Origin of the sequence: Paenibacillus sp. SAFN-054 (genome assembly GCF_051966755.1) — a bacterium.
Classification (GTDB): domain Bacteria; phylum Bacillota; class Bacilli; order Paenibacillales; family Paenibacillaceae; genus Paenibacillus_AQ.
In genome coordinates this window covers 177,491-196,309 of record NZ_JBQCKS010000004.1, presented here as the reverse complement: position 1 = coordinate 196,309, position 18,819 = coordinate 177,491, and the positions used below count along the sequence as shown (strand labels likewise).

Here is an 18,819-nt window from a genome sequence, read left to right as displayed (position 1 = left end):
ATCTGATCATCACAACATGACTTCCAGGTACAGCTGCTGCATTGCCCGTGCGCGCTGTACCTTTTTTTGCGGCTTATGCCTGAAGGGGGAAAGGATTCTCATGTTAACCATGCGGCTTCGCATTCCATACATAGGCGTCAAACTGTTCCTGATCATTGTGGCGGCGGTCGTGCTGCTAACCGCGGCCGTCGGGCTGATCTCTTACCAGACGTCGAAGAACATTATTACCGAGCAGGTGTCCGCTTCATCGTCGCTGGCGGTTGCGCAGGCGGCGGACAAGCTCGATTTCCTGTTTCAGCAGTACGAAGGACAGACCCGGCAGCTTGCCGTGGACAGCACGCTCAAAAGCGATCTGGAAACCGTCAGCAAACCGGATGTGGGCACGGTAGAGAAAAACGCAGCCGAAGAGCGGATCCGCCGCCGGCTGGATTCCATCAAAAGCTCGGATGACCGGCTGCTTGGCGTACGGCTCGTCTCCAAAAGCCTCGTGGACAGCATGTCCTACAAGTCCAGCGGCATCAACAATTTGCGATCGGATGAGGGCATTCAGCGGAATATCGGTTCCATTGTGGATGCGGCCGGCCAGACGGTATGGTTCCCTGCGCAGCCCAAAGGATTCTTCAGTGCCTATGCGGAGCCGTCCCTGACGTTAGGCAGACTGCTGCGCAACATGAAGAATCCGCAGGCGGAATATGTTCTTCTGCTCGAAATCAAGGAGCAGGCCTTGGATCACATGCTGGAGGGATTGAAGCTCGGGGAAAGCGGGCGTACGGTAATGCTCGATTCGGCCGGAAATATCGTTCATGCCGAGGATCGCTCCCTTCTTGGGCAGGCCTCGGCGATTCGGATCGGCAAGACGGAGGGCCTGAAAGAAGCTTCCATGAAGGCAGCGGATGAGAATGGAGAAGAGCAACTCGTCGTCTACAAGCCGCTGGCCACGGCCAAATGGATCCTTGTCGGCTACGCATCTGTAAGCGATTTCGTCAAAGGCACGCAAAAGCTGCTCTACGTGACGCTGATCGTCATTGTGGCTGCCGTCGCGATTGCGCTGCTCATCGGCTGGTATGCGGGTCGTTCCGTCGGCAGGCCGCTGGGCAAGCTGTGCCGGTTGATGGAGGAAGGGGAGAGCGGCAATCTGGCGGTGCGCACCCGATTCAGACGGGGCGACGAAATCGGCCGTCTCGGACAGAGCTTCAACCGGATGATGGAGCATATTTCCGGTCTCGTGCAGCAGACGCAGAACTCTGCGCGTGACGTGCTCATAGCGGCCGGGGAGCTGCAGCAGGCATCGAGAAGCACGGCCTTGACTGCCGGCGATCTTGCTGCTGCTTCGCAGGGCATTGCGGATGGGGCGGCTCATCTGGCGGCCGAAACAGAAGCGGAAAGCAGCCTGGCCGAGGGGATGACCGGCCGGATCAGCCAAGTAGCGGAAGCGAACGGTATCGTGGAAGCGGCTGCGGCCCGCGTGAGGGAGGCCAGCGGACAAGGGGCGGATTACATGCAGCAGCTCGTGCACAAAACCGATCAGCTGGTGCGGCGCAATCAGGGCATCGCGGATTCCGCCGCCGAACTGAAGGGGCATGCGTCATCGATACATCAGCTGCTCGAGCTGATGAACGCGATCGCGAAGCAGACGAATATCCTGTCCATGAACGCCGCCATCGAAGCGGCAAGGGCAGGCTCGGCCGGACAAGGATTCAGGGTTGTCGCTGATCAAATCCGCAGGCTTGCGGACGAATCGAAGCAGTCCATCCATATGGCGGCGGAAATGGCTGGCGACATTACGCGCGGCGTCGAGCAGACCGTGTCCGGATTGACGGAGGTGCTCCCGGTTTATGATGAGCAGCTGCAGTCGGTTACTGAGGCCGCATCGATCTTCGAGGATGTGAAGAAACGGATGGACGACGTTCTGGCGCGGATCGAGGGCTCCTCGGTTTCCATTGGCGCACTGATCGGTGCGCAGCAGCAGCTCGCATCCTCCATCGGTTCCATCGGCAGCGTGGTGGAAGAGACGACGGCCGCAACGCAGGAGGTTGCATCCATGTCCTCCCGGCAGCAAGCGGTGAGCAAGCAGCTGGTGGCCTTATCGGCTAAGCTGGAAGATACGTCGCAGGCATTGCAGGAGTCCATGTCTTTGTTCCGAGTATGAGGCTCGGGTAGGGCAGGGGGAAGAGCAGATCATCTAAGGATGATGCTGCTCTTTTTTTTGGAATTCAAAGGATGGAATCATGAAATAGATCTTCCAATAAAATACAAGGGTCAGGTACAATAATGACCACAAGGGGGAGTATTGATGAAGATTCGCGTTTTGATCGCCGACGACAATTCCTTCATCCGGGAGGGGATGAAGATTATTTTGAATACATTCGGGGATTTTGAGGTGCTCGCGACCGTGGGGGACGGACAGGAGGCCGTGGACTTCTGCCGGACGCACGAGGTGGACGTGGCCCTGCTGGATGTGCGGATGCCGAATATGAACGGCGTGGAGGCGACAAGGCAGATCAACGAGCAGACGGCGACGAAGCCGCTGATCTTAACCACCTTCGACGACGACGAATACATACTCGATGCGATCCGCTTCGGCGCAAAGGGATATTTGCTGAAGAACAACGATCCGGAGCGCATCCGCGATGCGATCAAAAGCGTACATAACGGCCACAGCGTTCTCCAGGACGTCATACTAGACAAGCTGAAGTCTCAAGTGACGGGGACCTCGGCGACGAAGCAGGATTCACCGCGCGCACCCGCGGGAGCATCGGCAATGCCGGAAGCCGGGAACGCACAGGCGGATGCAAGCCCGTTCGACCGCAGCCCGTTTACGGAGCGGGAGCTGGACGTCATGGCGCGAATTGCCCAGGGCCTGTCCAACAAGGAAATATCCAAAGAGTTGTTCATATCGGAAGGGACGACGGCCAATTACATCACCTCGATCCTGGGCAAAACGGCGCTTTCGCACCGGACGCAGATCGCGATCTATTATCTGACGGGAAAGACCCGGTAAGAGGGAAGGAGCGTGATTGCATATGGATTTATGGACAGTCGGCAATAAGACGATCACGCTTGCGTTCGTCGTTATTGCGACGTATTTTGCGGCGGCCACAGCAGACCCGTGGATGGTGTTCCTTTTCCTCCTCTACGTTGCCCTGAATTTGGTTCTGCATATCATGCTCGGAAGTGCGTTCAAAAAAGCGATCATCGTTCTGATCATTCTCTATTTGGCCGGCTGCGCGGCGTACCATCCGTATTTCACGCTGCTGCTGCCGTTCGGCTTTTATGAGCTGGCTTCTTTTTACCCCCGAAAAACGGGCTATGCGCTGTTCGCGACCATGATTCCGGTCCTGTTTCTTCAGGATAAAATGCTGATTCTTTACCTTTTCGCGGCAGTGCTGAGCTACTTCAACTTTGCCATGGTCTGCCATTACATGAGGAGGGTGAACAAGCAGGAGGATGACATCGAGCAGATGCGCAAGGACCTGCAGAAGCTGGCCAAAAGCCTGAACGACAACGAGGACTTCGCCAAGGCCTCGGCCTATATGGTCAAGCTGGAGGAACGAAGCCGGCTCACCCAGGAAATCCATGATGGCATCGGGCATGCCATGACAGGAGCATTGATTCAGATGGAGGCATCCAAGCGTCTGCTGAACAGTGACCCGCCTATGGCAGAGACGCTGCTGCACAATGCCATCGGCATTTCCAAGGAGGCAATCGAGGAGATCCGCCTGACGCTCAAAAGCAATAAACCTCCGGTGGAGCAGCTGGGACTGAGCCGGCTGAAGACGGCCGTAGAAGCCTTTGGAGGCAGGACAGGCCTGATCACCTCGGTCGTGCATGGAGGGAACATGGAGCTCATCACCCCGCTGCAGTGGAAAATCATTTATGAGAACGTCACCGAGGCGCTGACCAATTGCGCCAAATATTCCGGAGCTTCAGCCGTACACGTGGAGATCCGGGTGCTGAACCGGCTCATCAAAGCGGTCGTGACCGATAACGGCAAGGGCTCGCCGAAGATCGTCAAGGGACTCGGCCTGGTCGGAATGGAAGAGCGGACGGCGGCCGTGAACGGCACCGTCGTCGCCGATGGGACAGGCGGCTTCAGCGTAACCACCCTGATTCCCCACGAATCATAGGTGAGATTGATCATCTGCACGCCGCTTCGCCTCATCAACATATGAATTTTCTCATGTATAAAGGATGAACTTATGCACTGACATAAGAGCATCCTTTTTTCTTACAATAGGATCATCAAGACAGATTGATCGAACATTGCACGCCGCCCGTTCGCTCAAACTGTCAAAGAGAACAAAGAAACGGAGTGTGAACGCGCAATGAACATATTGGATATCCGCGGTCTTACGAAGAAATTCGGCGATTTCGTCGCTGTCGACAATATATCGCTGACGGTCCGGGAGGGTGAGATTTTCGGGTTTCTCGGGGCCAATGGAGCGGGCAAAAGCACCACGATCAACATGGTCTCCTCGCTGCTGCGTCCGTCGGGCGGCGAAATCCGGATTCTGGATAAGGATATTATGAAGCAGAGCCGGTTCGCCAAAATGAACCTTGGCGTTGTCCCGCAGGATCTTGCTATTTACGAGGATATGACCGCTTATGAGAACGTGAGCTTTTTTGCAGGACTATACGGACTTCGGGGCATTAAGTTGAAGGAGCGCGCGATGGAAGCGCTGGAATTTGTCGGGCTGGCTGATAAGGCGAAGAGCTTCCCCAAAAATTTCTCGGGTGGCATGAAACGCCGGTTGAACATTGCCTGCGCCATCGCCCATAAGCCCAAGCTGATCATCATGGACGAACCGACGGTAGGGATCGATCCCCAGTCGCGGAACTATATTCTCACTTCGGTCCGGAAGCTGAATGAGTCGGGCTGTACCATTATTTACACAAGCCATTACATGGAGGAAGTGGAGGAGATCTGCTCGCGCATCGCAATCGTGGACCATGGCAAGATCATCGCTGAAGGAACCAAAGAACAGCTGAAATCCACCATCACGGACGTGAAGGATATCCGCATTGAGGTGAAATCCGTTCTGGATCAGGTCGGCGAGAAGCTCGGTTCCATTCCGGGGGTGCGCACGGTCCATCAGGAAGAGCAGGTCATTCGCATTCATAGCGATGCGGCCGTAGACAATCTGAACCGGATTCTGAAGCAGATGATGGATATGGGCATGGAAATCCGTTCGGTGGAGGAGCAGGAGCCTAATCTGGAAACGGTGTTCCTGACATTGACCGGACGTAATTTACGGGACAAATGACTGGGCGGATAAGGAGGTTAACCGGATGAACATTTTATCGATTGCATTCAAGGAGATGAAACACAATTTCCGCGACGGGCGCACGCTTATGTTCATGATCGCGTTCCCGATCGTGCTGATGCTGATCCTGGGGCTTGCACTGACGAATGCCTTCAGCTCCAATGTCAGCATCGGGGATGTGAGGGTCGTTGTGAAAGACTCCACGGGAGGCGGTTCGCTGTCCGAGGCATTCACGGCATTCACGAAGGAATTGGGCAAATCGGGCATGACTTTCGAAATGCTGAAGCCCGGCATGAACGGACGTGAAGAGGTCGAAAATAACCGCTATGCCGATTTCGTGGAGCTTACGAATCAGGGGATATCCCTTTACGGGAGCAGCCGCGATACGATTGAAAGCAATATCGTGCAGGGCATGCTGGCCTCCTTCACGGATAAATATAACGCCGCAGCGGCGGTGGCCGAACTTGAACCGGCGAAAGCCGAGATGGTGTTTGCAGGCGGCGGCCACGAATATATCAAGGAAATATCCGTGAATCCGGACCGGACGCCGGGATCCGTCGATTATTATGCGCTGGCTATGACGGTGATGGTTGCAATGTGGGCGGCCATGTCCGCCGGAGGGCTCATTCAGAGAGAAATCGGACAGCGAACGGCAGTCAGGCTCGTCACGGCACCGATTCGCAAGAGTGAAATCTTCACCGGGAAGATCATGGGGGGCTTCATCATGAACTTTTGCTGCGTCCTTGTGATGATCGTGTTCAGCAAATACGTGTTTAAAGCGTATTGGGGAGACCATATGAGCATTGTTCTGCTGGTGCTGCTGACGGAAGTCATTATGGCCATGAGTCTGGGCCTTGCCCTCAGCTACCTGATGAAGGGAACAGCATCCCGCGCTTTTATCAGTCTGATCGTACAGCTGCTGTCCTTCTTCGGAGGCGCCTATTTCCCGATCGGGGATGACTCGGGAGGCGGCATCATGGGATTTCTGGTCCAACTGTCCCCGATCCGCTGGGCTAATCATGGCTTGACGGAGGTTATCTATGCAAACAATGTGTCAGCGGCATGGCCGGTGATCGTACTGAATATCGGATTCGGCGCATTATTTCTCGGTACATCGATCTTCGTAATGAGACGCAGGGAGGGACTGTAGCATGTGGAGAGAAATTTGGTTTTTGGTGACCCGAACGCTGCACAAGACATTCCGTAAACGCAGCACGCTGATATTATACTTTGGCCTGCCCATTGCCGGCATCCTGGCATCCGTTCTTCTATATGGATCAGGAGGTGCGACGGAGCTCCGGGTCGGTGTGGTGAACTCGGACGAAGGCGGACTGATTGCGGCAGACACGATCCGCTTCGTGCAGGACCTGGATCATGTGAAGGTCGTGAGCGTAACGGAAGGCGAACTGAAGGAGCAGCTGGCGGCAAGCAAGCTGGACAGCGGATTGATTCTGGATTCCGGATTCTCGGAAAGCGTGCTTACCGGCAGTCCGGACCATATCGCGATCGAGTCGGTGAAGGGCGCTCAGGTCACGGCCTATATGAAATCGATGCTGTACGGATATATTGATAATGTAACGTCCTTGGGCAGAATCGCCGGGGGAGATGAGGCAGCGTTTCAGAAGCTGTATGACCAGTACCGGAACCGTGATTTTAAACTGACATCCGAATCCGTTAACGATACGGCGACAACCAAGGACATGTCCTACCAATCCATCGGCTTTCTGCTGTTATTCATGATGTCTTCAGCCGTAGGGCTGTCGGAGCTGATGCTGAAGAACCGGGAGAACCGCACCTATTTCCGGGTGCTGTCATCCCCGATCCATGCGCGGACCTATGTGCTTGCGAATATTATCATGAATCTGATCGTCATGATCGCGCAGATCATCGTCGCCTTGTTCTTCATGCGGGTGGTTTTCCATCTTGATCCGGGTATCCCGATGGTCGACATGCTGATCATTCTGATCCTTTTTGCACTGGTTTCTGTCAGCGTGTCGCTGGTCATCGTAGCCTTCTCCAGAAGCTCGGGCATGGCCGGTGCGCTGCAGAATCTGATCATCACGCCGACGTCCCTGCTCTCGGGCTGTTTCTTCCCGATCAGCATTATGCCTGACGTGCTCCGCCGCGTCGCCGACTTTTTGCCGCAGAACTGGGTGCTGCAATCGATCGAAAAGCTGCAGTCGGGAGAGACGCTGGGAAGCATCGGCTTCCATCTGTCAATTCTGTGTGCCTTCGCGGTGGTGTTCTTTCTGATTGCCACCTATAAATTCGGACGGAACAACGATACGAGAAATTTCGTATAGCGGGCTTATCCGACTAAAAAAGGGATGTTCCCCAGCCGGGTTCACGGCTTGCGGTAACATCCCTTTTCCTTGGTTATTTCATCTGTCTGAGCATGAGGCAGCCGTAGGCTGGAAGCTCGGTCTTTAACATGCCGTCCTTGACAACGTTCACCGTTTGGCCGGTAAGAAGGTCCTCCCACCGGGATTCCGCCGCTGCGGTTTCCACAGGTTGAGGTTTTTTACTGTTATTCATCAGGATCAGGATAAGGTTTTCCTCGTCCTGCCGTGCATATACAAGTGTTGTGCTGTCAGCCTCGGCCGAGAGGAAGGAAAATTTGCCTGTCCGCAGGGCGCTGTACTTCAGGCGGAGCGCGATCATTTTCTGATAGAAGGCAAACAGCTCCCGGTCCTGTTTCTTCTCATCCCATTCCATGCATTTGCGGCAGTCCGGGTCGAAGCCGCCGGTTATGCCCACTTCATCCCCATAGTAGATGCAAGGCGTACCATTGAATGTGAGCTGGAATTGGACAGCCAGCTTCATTTTGTCCTTGTTTCCTTCGCATTTCGTCAGAAGTCTCGCCGTATCATGGCTGTCCAGCAGGTTGAAGGCCACCTCGTTCACTTGACGCGGGTAGCGGGCCAGCTGCTTGCTGATGGCATTGGCGAAGCTTTCGGCATCCCGGGTCCCGTCGACGAAGAAATCGAGCATGGCATTCGTAAACGGATAGTTCATGACGGCATCAAACTGGTCGCCCATCAGCCAAGGGGAGGATTCATGCCAAATTTCGCCCAGAATATAGGCGTCCGGATTGGCTTCCTTCACTACGTGGCGGAATTCTCTCCAGAACTGGTGACCGACCTCGTTGGCGACGTCCAGGCGCCAGCCGTCGATGCCGACTTCCTTGATCCAGTATTCGGCCACCTTCAAGAGATAGGCCTTGACCTCGGGGTTCTCGGTGTTCAGCTTGGGCATCAGCGGCTCGAATGCGAAGGTGTCGTAGGTCGGAATGCCGTCCTCGACATCAATCGGAAACTTGCGAACGTGGAACCAGTCCTTGTAGCGGGATTTTTCCCCATTCTTTTGCAGGTCGACAAACGGTGCGAAGGTTCTGCCGGAATGGTTGAACACCGCGTCGAGGAGCACGCGAATGCCCCGGTCATGGCAGCTTGCAACGAGCTTTTTCAATGTGTCGAGATCCCCGAACTGCGGATCGATCTGCATATAATCCTCGGTATCATACTTATGGTTGGTTGTCGCCGTGAAGATCGGCGTGAAATATACGGCATTGACGCCGAGCTCGGTCAAATGGTCCAAGTGATCGATGACGCCCTGCAGGTCGCCCCCGAAAAAGTTGTCGCGCTCCGGCGTGCCGCCCCATGGCAGCGTCCCCTCGGGATTGAGGGATGGATCGCCGTTGGCGAACCGTTCGGGGAAGATTTGATAAAAAACGGCGTCTTTAACCCAGGCGGGCGTCTCGAATACGTCGACCGGATTAATGAATGGATACTCGAACAGACGATCCGGGTTCTCAGGCGGCTGTTTCAGGAAATCGTATTCCGTCATCCAGTATTGTTCGTCCCCGCTTTCCAGCAGGAACCCGTATTTGAGCCTGCGGTACTCCGGCACGATCTCGCACTCCCAGTAATCAAACAACTCGTCAGATGCCATGATATCCATAGGCACATACGCCATCGACTGATCCCAGATATATTTGTCGCCGGCAAGCGCCGAGACAGCGGTGACGTCACCGCGCTTCGTGCGGATCCGGAGATGGATGGTCCGCCCGTCATAGGCGTAGCACCAGTTCAGTTTGGGGCGGTGATACACAGCTTCAAGCAGCATTTTGTTGTCCTCCTCCACAGTTTTGAAGAAACATTACCACCATCCATAGGCTGAAGAACCATTTTGATTGGAACGTATAGGCATAAGGTTTCCCGCAACACACGAAGCGCGATCCGTCTTTCGCCAAAAAAAAGCGATTTATGACGCTTGTATGTTCTTATACGCCAAAAAAGGTACAACCCTTGGACTCCGTTCGAGTCTTCGAGGTTGTACCTTGATTTTCAGGTAGCATAGCCTTTAAATTGGTAGTGTCGGCATGGCGCGCTTGGCGCAAATGCCTGATATCTAAAATATACCATGATTCATTTTGGCGCACAATATGAAAAGCAGCGGTTCTGAAAGGACGAGAAGATATTGGGAATTCATTTGTTATATATCGAAGATGACGTGGAGATCGGGACATGGGTCAAAGAAGATTTGATCGTTCGGGGATATGAGGTGAACTGGCTGCAGAGCGGAGAACACGCCGTGGAACAGGCATCCGGCTGCCGTCTTGTCATCCTGGATGTCATGCTGCCGGGTCTGGACGGATTCACGGTGGGTCAGCGGCTCAAGAAGGCCTATCCGGACCTGCCGATTCTGATGCTGTCCGCAAGGACCTCCATCGACGACAAGCTGGAAGGGCTGCAGTTCGCCGACGATTACTTGACCAAGCCGTTCCATCCGGATGAGCTCGCCGCCAGAATTGAGGTGCTGCTGCGCCGGTCCGGCTCTTTTTCCTCCGAGCCGCTCGTACTGAAGCATCTGCTCGTGTACGAACGCGAGAATCGGATCGTGAATAACGATACGGGAGAAGAGATTTTGCTGACGGGGAAGCAGTTTCAAATCTTCACTTACCTGCTCCGCCATCTCGGCCAGATTTTGACGAAGGAGCAAATTTATGAAGGGGTCTGGGGAGAACCTTATCTGGACGGGGATAAGACGCTGATGGTTCATATCCGTTATTTGCGGGAAAAGGTGGAGCGTGATCCGGCCAATCCGGAAATTATCGAGACGGTGCGCGGCGTCGGTTACCGGGTGAGGGCATGAGGAAGGGGAAGCTGCCTACATCCCGTTTCCGGGGCTCGCTGCTCTCCAGATACTTGCTCATCATCGTTTTCGCACTGTTGTTCATTCCGGTCGTGTTCCCCGCCTCGCTTGTCGGCTATCAATTCGTGCAGAGCGTGATCATCGGCAATATGATGCCGGAGCCTGAAGCGAAGAACGATCCTTATACAAGCATGCATTTGGAAGATATGTGGCATAGGGAAGCCAAAGGGCTGAAAGGGAAAACACCGGAACAGATCGATGCCAGAATCAGCGAGCTGCATGCGTCCTATTCGAAAGTGGACATGTTCTGGGTAGATGCGAATTCGCGGGTACGGCAGCCCGGGACGAGCAGGCTTGAGCTTCCCCAAACCTGGGAAGCCGCGGATGCCGTCGCCTACATGAAACGCTACAGGGAAGCGACGCAGCAGTTTTCCGTCATCGCGTTTATCGGCGACAATCCAAAGCTGAATCAGGGCTTCATGGTGATGCAGGTGTCGAGATCCGAGCTCAGGACAGGCGGCTATGAAATGTCCGCCCGGACCTCGATGATTTTCTTCGGCATTATTTTGCTCATGTTCCTGCTGTTCATCGCGGTCTCCTGGATGTTCTTCGTGAACATGCGCAGGCGGCTGCTTCGCCTCCAATCGGCAATGACGTTGCAGGACGGCAGCGGTCTGCCCGATCCGATCCTGATCAAGAGGACGGACGAAATCGGCCAACTGGAGCATGCTTTTAACGGCATGGTCGCCCGGCTCGGCAGCAGCCAAAGACGTGAGCGCGAGGAGGAGGAGCTGCGCAAGCGGCTTATCGCCAACCTGTCGCATGACCTGAGAACGCCGCTCACCGTGATTCGCAGTCACGTGTATTCGCTCCAGAAGGAGCAGCTGTCGGACAAGGGACGGCAGCTGCTGAAGCTGACGGAAACCAAGCTCGGGGATTTGTCCGGCCTCATCGACAATCTGCTGTCTTACAATCTGCTGACCAGCGGCAAATACACTCTTGAGCCTGAACGGTGCGACGTGCTCCGCATTGTCAGGGAGAGCGCGGCGGCGTGGTACCCGCTTTGGGAAAAGGAAGGCTTTGAAGCCGATATCGATCTTCCGGAGGAGCCCCTGTTCTGGATCATCGATCCGCAGTGGTTCCGCCGGATTCTGGATAACCTGTTCCAGAACGCCGTCAGGCATGCCCGCAGCGGGCAATATATCGGGCTGCATGCCCGGGCGCTGCCTGGCGGACAAACGGCCATCCTCGTTTCGGACAAAGGCCAAGGGATGGAGGCTTCCTCGGGAGACAAGGGGGCCGGGATCGGACTTGCGATCGTCGGTTTTCTGGCGAGGGAAATGGGGCTGGTCATGGATGTGGCCAGTTCGAGCCAAGGCACGGACATTCTCATATACCAGGCAGCCGGCAGCGAACCGGGACTGAAGCTTGCGAATAAAGATTAACCATAGGCAACCCTACTTTAAGTACGAGTTCAAAAAGGCCGGTTTTCAGCACCGAGAAGATTAAATGAAGATAGGGACTGAGGAGCGGAGCGTACTTGGGGTACGTGAGCACCGGAGGGCCCGGCTGAATTTAAGATTCGATGCCGAATCAACTTCTCGATACACATCGTGATCAAAAGCGGGCTATTTGAACAACCTCTTTAAACGAATTTTAAACTTGGGCCTGCCTGTCTTTTAACCTTGGAGCTGTAACATATGTTCCGAGGTGATCAATCGTGAGTGAACTCGTCATTCAGACGAAAGACTTGAATAAGAAATACGGCGGGCGTTATGCCGTCCGTCATTTGAATTTGGAAATTTCCAGAGGGGAAATTTACGGTTTTCTCGGGCCGAACGGCGCGGGCAAAACGACAACGATCCGTATGCTGCTGGGTCTGATTCGTCCAACGATGGGATCGATCCGGATTTTCGGCAAAGATTTAAAGAAAGAAAAAATGAATATTCTCCGCAAGGTCGGTTCGCTGGTGGAGTATCCTTCCAACTACGGCCACTTGACGGCGGTGCAAAATCTGGAGGCGGTCCGCCGCATTCTGGACGTGCCCAAGTCGCGCATTGATGAGGTGCTGGACATCGTTTCGTTAACGAAGGAAGCGAAGCGTCCGGTGAAGGGATACTCCCTCGGAATGAAGCAGCGTCTCGGCATCGCGACGGCTCTTCTCGGCAATCCCGAGCTGCTGATCCTGGACGAGCCGACGAACGGACTCGATCCGGAGGGCATCCACGAAATCCGTGAGCTTATCCGCAGCATGCCGAAGCAGCACGGCATTACCGTGCTGGTCTCCAGCCACCTGCTGTCCGAGGTGGAACAGATGGCCGGAACCGTCGGCATTATCCGCGAAGGCGAAATGGTGTTCCAGGATACGATCAGCAATCTGCAGCAGCAGGCGTCGGGAGGCTTCCGCCTGGTGGTCTCCGAGCCGCAGGAGGCGCTGCAGCTGGTGCGGGGACAAGGGTATGCAGGGCAGCTGGAGAACGGTGGACTGAAGCTGGAACAGCTCAGCGATCCCGAGGTGGCCCTGCTCGTCAAACGCCTGGTGGATCACAACCATGCGATTTACCGGGTGGAAGAGAAGCGCCGGACGCTGGAGGATATCTTCATGCAGGTAATCGAGCAGGGGGGATTCCAGTGATGATCCTCAGGGTACTGTCGGCAGACCTGCTCAAGATACGCAGAAAAGGCGTGTGGTTTCTGGTTCTACTGGGCTCGCTCGGACTCATCGCGCTGCAGGCGCTGAATTTCGGGCTTCGATACGACTATCTTGTAGGGCACCAATATAAGGAGGATGTGTGGGGAGGTCTGGCCAGTCAAATTTTTGACTTTGTCCCCATTGCCCTTGTTCTCGGCGCGACGCTCATCGCATCCCAGATCGCGAACGTGGAGCATCTGAACAACTCATGGAAGCAGCTGCTGGCGCTTCCGATTTCGAGAGCCGCGGTATTTACCTCCAAGTACCTCGTTGGGGTGATAGCTTTGACGGTGGCCTGCGTGCTGCTGTTTGCGGGCACGATCGGCCTAGGACTGATTCTCGGCTTTAGCGCGGGGGATATTCCTTATCTGAAGCTGCTGAAGCTGTCGTTTCTGCCGTTTCTCGGTGCACTGCCGATGCTGGCGCTGCAGCTGTACCTGTCCTTGACGTTCAAGAATCAGGCTCTGCCGATCATGATCGGCATTACGGCTGCGATTGCGACCATGTTTGCGGGGAATTACCCGGAATTCCTGCCATTAGCTTGGCCCATGCTTGCCTATTATGATGCTAAGCCTGCAATGCCGGTCGCATCGGGGATTATTTTGTTTATCCTGATCTATCTGTTCGGGACGGGGCATTTTGTCAGAAAGGATGTGGACTAATATGGGAGGCTACTTCAAAGTATTATCTTCCGAGCGCCTGAAAATGTCGCGATCCTTCATCGTCCTTCTCGTGCTGGTCAGCCCTCTCGTCGCCATCCTGACGGGACTGCTGTCGGATGTCGACCAGACGGCCATGCCATGGGTTCAGCTGCTGCTCGTCATGAGCATGATGCATGCGATGCTGTTCATGCCGATCATGTCGGGTATTTTCGCGGCCTTCATCTGCCGTTACGAGCATAACGGCGGCGGCTGGAAGCAGCTGCTCGTCCTGCCCGTTACGCGTACGGGCGTCTATTTCGCGAAATATACGGTCGTCGTCGTCATGCTGTTGATCACGCAGCTGCTGTTCGCAGGGTCCGTGTTTGTGGTCGGCTTCATCCAAGGGATTCATGCGCCGGTCGAATGGGATATCATGCTGCGGAGCCTGCTCGGGGGCTGGGTCGCCTGCCTGCCGCTGGCCGCACTGCAGCTGGCCGTATCCATGATGTGGAGCAGCTTTGCCGCTCCGCTGGCACTGAACGTGACGTTCACGATTCCGAATCTTCTGGTGGCCAACTCAGCTACGTATGGTCCATTTTATCCATGGGCCCAGCCGCTCCTCGCGTCCCTGCCCGGTAATCAGATGGAAGGGGGAGGCTTCGGAGCCTTGAATCTGCCGTTCGAAAGCTTGATGATTACCGTGCTTGGCAGCTTCGTCGTCTTCTTTGCCTTTGGATGGATCTATTTTAAAATGAAAGAAGTATAGAATTTACGGGAAAATTTCATGAAAAGGGTTTGAAGCCGGAAAGCGGCGGGTAAACCTTGACAAGGGCGTCTTCGGGTACGAGGGCGCTCTTTTCGTGCGTGGAACAGGCGTTCTGTGTGAGGATATGTCATATTCATCCATGAGGCTGATACGGTAAAACCGTTTGATTTGGCAGTTAATATTCGTTCGGAATTCGAATCAATTCTCTTGACCCTCCTCTTGGGTCAGGCTTTAGACTTCATTCTGAAGGGAGTGAGGCAATAGATGCTATTCACAGTGAAAGAAGTATCGGAGCTTTCGAAGGTGACGATCAAAACGCTTCATCATTATCACAAGATCGGTCTGCTTGAGCCGGCGGAAATCAGCGAGGCGGGCTACCGCCTCTACGGGCCGAAGGAGCTGGAACGGCTGCAGGCGATCCTCTTTTACCGCGAGCTGGACTTTTCGCTCGAACAGATCGCAGAACTGCTGGAACAGAAGCCGGACCGGGCGGCCATGCTGGCGGAGCAGGAGTCGCTTCTCGAGCAGCGCCGTCAGAGGCTGGAGCGGATCGTGGACACGCTGAAGAAGACGAGAGCCGGCATCGAGAGCGGCAGTCCTCTGGAGCAGGAGGAGCTGTTCAAGGGCTTTGGAAGCGAGGAGGAATGGCGGGAGGCCTTGCGGGAGCAAGGCGAGTACCTGAAGGAACAGTACGGCGTAGAGCTTGAGGCGGAACGGATCGATGTGCCGCATCTGAATGAGCAGGCAGCGGAGGCAGCGGCTTTTATGAAGGAAATGACCTCTTCCCTGCAAGGCGGGGTTATGCACCATGATTCCCGTGTACAGAAGCTGATTCGCGAACACCTGGCTTTCATGAATGGTCATGGACACCAGGTATCGCCTGCGGATTTCGCCGCACAGACGGCATTTTTCATGCAGGATGACTTTCATCTGAAAATGCTGGAATCGCAGCAGACCGGTCTTGCCTATTATCTTAACGCAGCCGCAGCGGCGTATGCGCAGGCCGAAGCGTAACCGAGCAAGGTCGGGACTCCCCAGCTTTGTATTGAAGGGCAGAGAATAAACGCAAGGTTTATTCTTCTGCCTTTTTTACGTCTGCAATCCGATACTCCCTATCCGAAAAATAATGCCCTATGTAGAGCCTCTTAACTCTGAGTATTTGCACCGCCCTTTATTTAGCGCATATATAAAAAGACCCGGTTAAATTTTCATCAGATAAAACATTAACCCCATTGCCCGAAAGCTTTCATCAAGTTAATTAAGGCCTAATATGGAGCATAAGCGGTATAAGAAGTGCAGTCCATGCAGCTGTTGCTGATTGCGTTGGTCCAAATATTGCTGACATCTCGCTACTATTACTCTTGCTTCTTCGATGTCGCCCTCCGCTAAACTCCGAATCCTGTTTTTTAATTCCACAACTTCATCGGAGTAGACAGCGTTTTGAATCAGTTTCATCAACAAGACCTTGATATACTGATCCGAATGAAAGAAGCGATAGTTATTGTGTTCATTTCTCGAAGAAGTGAGATACCCGTTCTTTTCCCAGTACCGCAGCGTAGAGGTGGGGATGTTGGCTTGGCTGGATACTTCACCAATCGTCATAGGGCTATGCTGTGAATTTGGTGAATCCATGGCGTGTTCCAGATGCTTGATGACCTCGATGGTTAACTTTTTGTCTTCGTAATTGGCTGCCTGCACTTCATTGATCAACCACAGAGCAGCGTTAAGCTTTTTTTGCTGGAGATTTTGCAGAACAGCAGCTGTGACATCCATTCCGAATCCCGGCGACATCGCGACGATACATTCGAAATATGCGAGGTGTTCCTCCGTATAAACCCGATACCCTGTGGCCAGCCTCTCTGGAACAGGAACGATTCCTCTGCTTTCGTAACCTCTTAGAGTACTTGTGCTTACGTTTAACCTTCGGGCAATATCTATCGGCCGTAGATTATTTTTCATGAGTGATCTCCTTGGACATTGAATTCCATATAACGTTTAACACATGGATATGAATCAAATCAACCCCTCTATCCTAATAACCTTAGAATTGGCTTCAATGTTTTAAGATGAAGGAGTAAGATAATATGAATTGTGGAGGGATCATCGATGCAGGAATTAAACATTCGCTCCGAAATGACCATTGATGAATTAGGGCAAGCCGTATCCGGCTATATTGAGAATCGCTGGAAAGAGGTTCTATCCGAAAATCTGGAGGAGCTGAAAACCTTATTTCCGGAATATGAAGATGCCACCTACGGCATGTACTTGGACAAACTCTTGCCTCCTGCTTGGAAGGAGCTTGAGAGAGAAGGGTTCCGGTCAGCGGAAAAGGCAAGAGAAGACGACTTTATCATTGCTGAATGGTTAAACTTCAGAAATTCAATTGAAAAGGAAAAGTGGGGATCACCTGATCATGAAAGACGGGTCTTTTGGATTGTCATAGAAAACGGTCATCAACAAAAAGTGGGTACTTTTATTTTCGAATTATCCCATTCCCATGTTCAATTTGATATCCCTGCCCCTCCGAAGCTCACTGTTTTTAAAGGGATTGAAAAGAAGGAAATCACGAAGGAAATTCTACGCCTGAAAGAAAACGCCTAATTCATCTAACAGCCATTCAGCGAACATGCTGAGTGGCTCTAAGTACATACGTAATTCCATGGATTTGTGATACAGCCATACCTCCATCTGTACTGCGAATCATCCAAGTAAGGAGAAATATACAAGCAAAGCATACCCTGAAAGGAGTAGGAAGAGGTGCCGCATGAAAAAAGGAAGAGGCACTTTCACGCCTCTTCCTTCCGTATAAGCCTGGCTACTGCAGCGCCTTCGGCACCGCAACGGCGATCAGCTTGCCGCTATCCTTCGCCTGTATGAGGAGCGTTTGGCCGGAGCGCAGCGTCGGGCCGTAATCCCGGGCGCCGGTTTGCACCGTAAACGCTGCAGCCGTCGTCTGCAGGTTATAACCATGGAAGACGCCGTCGCTTTGGCCGATGTACACGCCATTTCCGTAGATATCGGTCTGGATGGCTGGATTGTCGGCTCTCCAGCCTACCTTCTGACCGTCCGCGAGCTTCATGCCAATCACTTCATAGGTATCATAGTCCATGAAATATATTCTGCCTGCATGCGCTGACCCGATCAGGGAGATGTTGCTTGCAGGCTTCATCCATTTCTTGACCGGCTTGCCGCCTGGCTCGTAATGGCTGAAATCGTATTTGGACACGGAGGTCTCCGTTACCAGGTACAGATCATTGCCGTCCAGCAGCATGGAGCCGCTTAGAACGGAAGAGGAGGGATTCTTGTCTGCCTTCGGCCAGGAGTACACCCGCTCGCCGGTCTTCTTGCCCGTCTTGGCATTCAGGACGGAAAGGGTCTGGTCCACGGTATCGGTCTCTTCGCCGAACGGAGCAGGCTCCGCCTTGGTATACACGAGTCCGTCTTTGACGGCGATCGGTGTTTCATGATGGTCGGCTTTCCAGAGTGTTTTGCCCGTACCTTTATCGATCGCGTTAACCTGGGAGAAGGATAGAGCCCCGGACAGGACGTAGGATACGAAGACGATGCCTTCCTTCTCCATGGCCACGAAGCCGCCGTATTCCGCCTGTTCCTCGACCGCCTTCCAGCGCTGCTTGCCCGTGGCCGCGTCCAACGCGATGACGGCGTTCTTCTTCGTTATGTAGACGGTATCTCCGGCGAACACGACGGGCGCATCCGCATCGGTTACGCCGGCGGCCGTATGCCAAAGCGCGGTTCCTTTTTTGGCGTCGACGGCATAGACATGCCCGTCTTCTCCGATGCCGAAGGCCCGGCCGTTTGCCGCCTTCACGTAGGGCTTCAGCTTGCTACCGTAGGTAAATACCTTTTTACCGTTGGCTGGATTCAGAGCAATCAGCTTCTTGCCCGATAAAGACAGCACCAAACCACCTTCGGTGACGGCTGAGCTTGAACCGGGATCAACAGCGGCTGTCCATTGCGGCTTCACCATAGGAGCTTTGATCCGCTCTGCGGCCCAATGGGTATAGGAAACGGCGGGAGAGTCGGCATGGATAACGGGGAGAGGGGCTCCGGTCCATAGAAGGGCGGCCGCAAGGGCCGATAAGGCAGCGGCGCGGATCGGTTTGGATCGTTTCATCATCATCTACCTCGTTTCTGCAGTTGTTTGTGAGCGTTCATATCTATTTAGACGTCATATTCCAAAATAAGGTTTCCGCCTGGCACCAAAAAATCAATATAATGGGAGGATGGTGAATCGGCTCGAATTATACAGAAATCTGACAATATAGGATTGCGTTTCTGGTT

16 protein-coding genes are annotated in these 18,819 nt (G+C 53.9%); 13 read left to right on the top strand and 3 right to left on the bottom strand.

The window, feature by feature from the left end:
- The first annotated feature begins 100 nt into the window (after positions 1 to 100).
- From ACTHPM_RS19625 to ACTHPM_RS19600, 6 genes are all read left to right on the top strand, one after another.
- Positions 101 to 2,149, top strand: coding sequence for a methyl-accepting chemotaxis protein (locus tag ACTHPM_RS19625; RefSeq protein ID WP_440397087.1), 2,049 nt, complete (start codon positions 101 to 103; stop codon positions 2,147 to 2,149).
- A gap of 144 nt (positions 2,150 to 2,293) precedes the next feature.
- Positions 2,294 to 3,001 (top strand): response regulator transcription factor, encoded by a 708-nt coding sequence (locus tag ACTHPM_RS19620; RefSeq protein WP_440397088.1) that lies wholly within the window; start codon positions 2,294 to 2,296, stop codon positions 2,999 to 3,001.
- Between the two features lie 22 nt (positions 3,002 to 3,023).
- On the top strand, positions 3,024 to 4,127 hold the full coding sequence (locus ACTHPM_RS19615; protein ID WP_440397089.1) for a sensor histidine kinase: 1,104 nt from the start codon (positions 3,024 to 3,026) through the stop codon (positions 4,125 to 4,127).
- A 198-nt stretch (positions 4,128 to 4,325) separates the two neighbouring features.
- Positions 4,326 to 5,264 (top strand): ATP-binding cassette domain-containing protein, encoded by a 939-nt coding sequence (locus ACTHPM_RS19610; protein WP_440397090.1) that lies wholly within the window; start codon positions 4,326 to 4,328, stop codon positions 5,262 to 5,264.
- A gap of 25 nt (positions 5,265 to 5,289) precedes the next feature.
- The gene (locus ACTHPM_RS19605) at positions 5,290 to 6,414 is read left to right on the top strand and encodes an ABC transporter permease (RefSeq protein WP_440397091.1); all 1,125 of its coding nucleotides are present in this window, start codon (positions 5,290 to 5,292) and stop codon (positions 6,412 to 6,414) included.
- 1 nt (position 6,415) lies between these two features.
- Positions 6,416 to 7,567, top strand: coding sequence for an ABC transporter permease (locus ACTHPM_RS19600; protein WP_440397092.1), 1,152 nt, complete (start codon positions 6,416 to 6,418; stop codon positions 7,565 to 7,567).
- A 73-nt stretch (positions 7,568 to 7,640) separates the two neighbouring features.
- On the opposite strand, the gene ACTHPM_RS19595 is transcribed toward ACTHPM_RS19600, so the two are convergent.
- Entirely contained in the window at positions 7,641 to 9,389 is a 1,749-nt protein-coding gene (locus tag ACTHPM_RS19595) for an alpha-glycosidase (RefSeq protein WP_440397093.1), read from the bottom strand.
- 360 nt (positions 9,390 to 9,749) lie between these two features.
- Between ACTHPM_RS19595 and ACTHPM_RS19590 the strand changes: the two genes are divergently transcribed.
- The 6 genes from ACTHPM_RS19590 (at position 9,750) to ACTHPM_RS19565 (ending at position 15,531) form a co-directional block, all read left to right on the top strand.
- The gene (locus tag ACTHPM_RS19590) at positions 9,750 to 10,418 is read left to right on the top strand and encodes a response regulator transcription factor (protein WP_440397298.1); all 669 of its coding nucleotides are present in this window, start codon (positions 9,750 to 9,752) and stop codon (positions 10,416 to 10,418) included.
- Positions 10,415 to 11,863 (top strand): histidine kinase dimerization/phospho-acceptor domain-containing protein, encoded by a 1,449-nt coding sequence (locus ACTHPM_RS19585; RefSeq protein ID WP_440397094.1) that lies wholly within the window; start codon positions 10,415 to 10,417, stop codon positions 11,861 to 11,863. Before ACTHPM_RS19590 ends, ACTHPM_RS19585 begins: the two co-directional genes overlap by 4 nt.
- 275 nt (positions 11,864 to 12,138) lie before the next feature.
- Entirely contained in the window at positions 12,139 to 13,053 is a 915-nt protein-coding gene (locus tag ACTHPM_RS19580; RefSeq protein ID WP_440397095.1) for an ABC transporter ATP-binding protein, read from the top strand.
- Positions 13,053 to 13,772 carry an ABC transporter permease gene (locus tag ACTHPM_RS19575; protein WP_440397096.1) on the top strand — a complete coding sequence of 240 codons (720 nt, stop codon included), beginning with the start codon at positions 13,053 to 13,055 and terminating at the stop codon, positions 13,770 to 13,772. The genes ACTHPM_RS19580 and ACTHPM_RS19575 overlap by 1 nt, the downstream gene beginning before the upstream one ends.
- Before the next feature lies 1 nt (position 13,773).
- Positions 13,774 to 14,517, top strand: coding sequence for an ABC transporter permease (locus tag ACTHPM_RS19570; protein WP_440397097.1), 744 nt, complete (start codon positions 13,774 to 13,776; stop codon positions 14,515 to 14,517).
- A 264-nt stretch (positions 14,518 to 14,781) separates the two neighbouring features.
- Positions 14,782 to 15,531, top strand: a complete 750-nt coding sequence (locus tag ACTHPM_RS19565; protein ID WP_440397098.1) for a MerR family transcriptional regulator — start codon at positions 14,782 to 14,784, stop codon at positions 15,529 to 15,531.
- Between the two features lie 240 nt (positions 15,532 to 15,771).
- Here the strand turns inward: ACTHPM_RS19565 and ACTHPM_RS19560 are convergent, their stop codons facing one another.
- Entirely contained in the window at positions 15,772 to 16,476 is a 705-nt protein-coding gene (locus ACTHPM_RS19560; protein WP_440397099.1) for a MerR family DNA-binding transcriptional regulator, read from the bottom strand.
- Between the two features lie 147 nt (positions 16,477 to 16,623).
- Here ACTHPM_RS19560 and ACTHPM_RS19555 point away from each other — a divergent pair, with 147 nt between their 5' ends.
- The gene (locus ACTHPM_RS19555) at positions 16,624 to 17,118 is read left to right on the top strand and encodes a DUF6022 family protein (RefSeq protein WP_440397100.1); all 495 of its coding nucleotides are present in this window, start codon (positions 16,624 to 16,626) and stop codon (positions 17,116 to 17,118) included.
- Between the two features lie 214 nt (positions 17,119 to 17,332).
- Here the strand turns inward: ACTHPM_RS19555 and ACTHPM_RS19550 are convergent, their stop codons facing one another.
- Positions 17,333 to 18,652, bottom strand: coding sequence for an outer membrane protein assembly factor BamB family protein (locus ACTHPM_RS19550; RefSeq protein ID WP_440397101.1), 1,320 nt, complete (start codon positions 18,650 to 18,652; stop codon positions 17,333 to 17,335).
- Between the last annotated feature and the right edge of the window lie 167 nt (positions 18,653 to 18,819).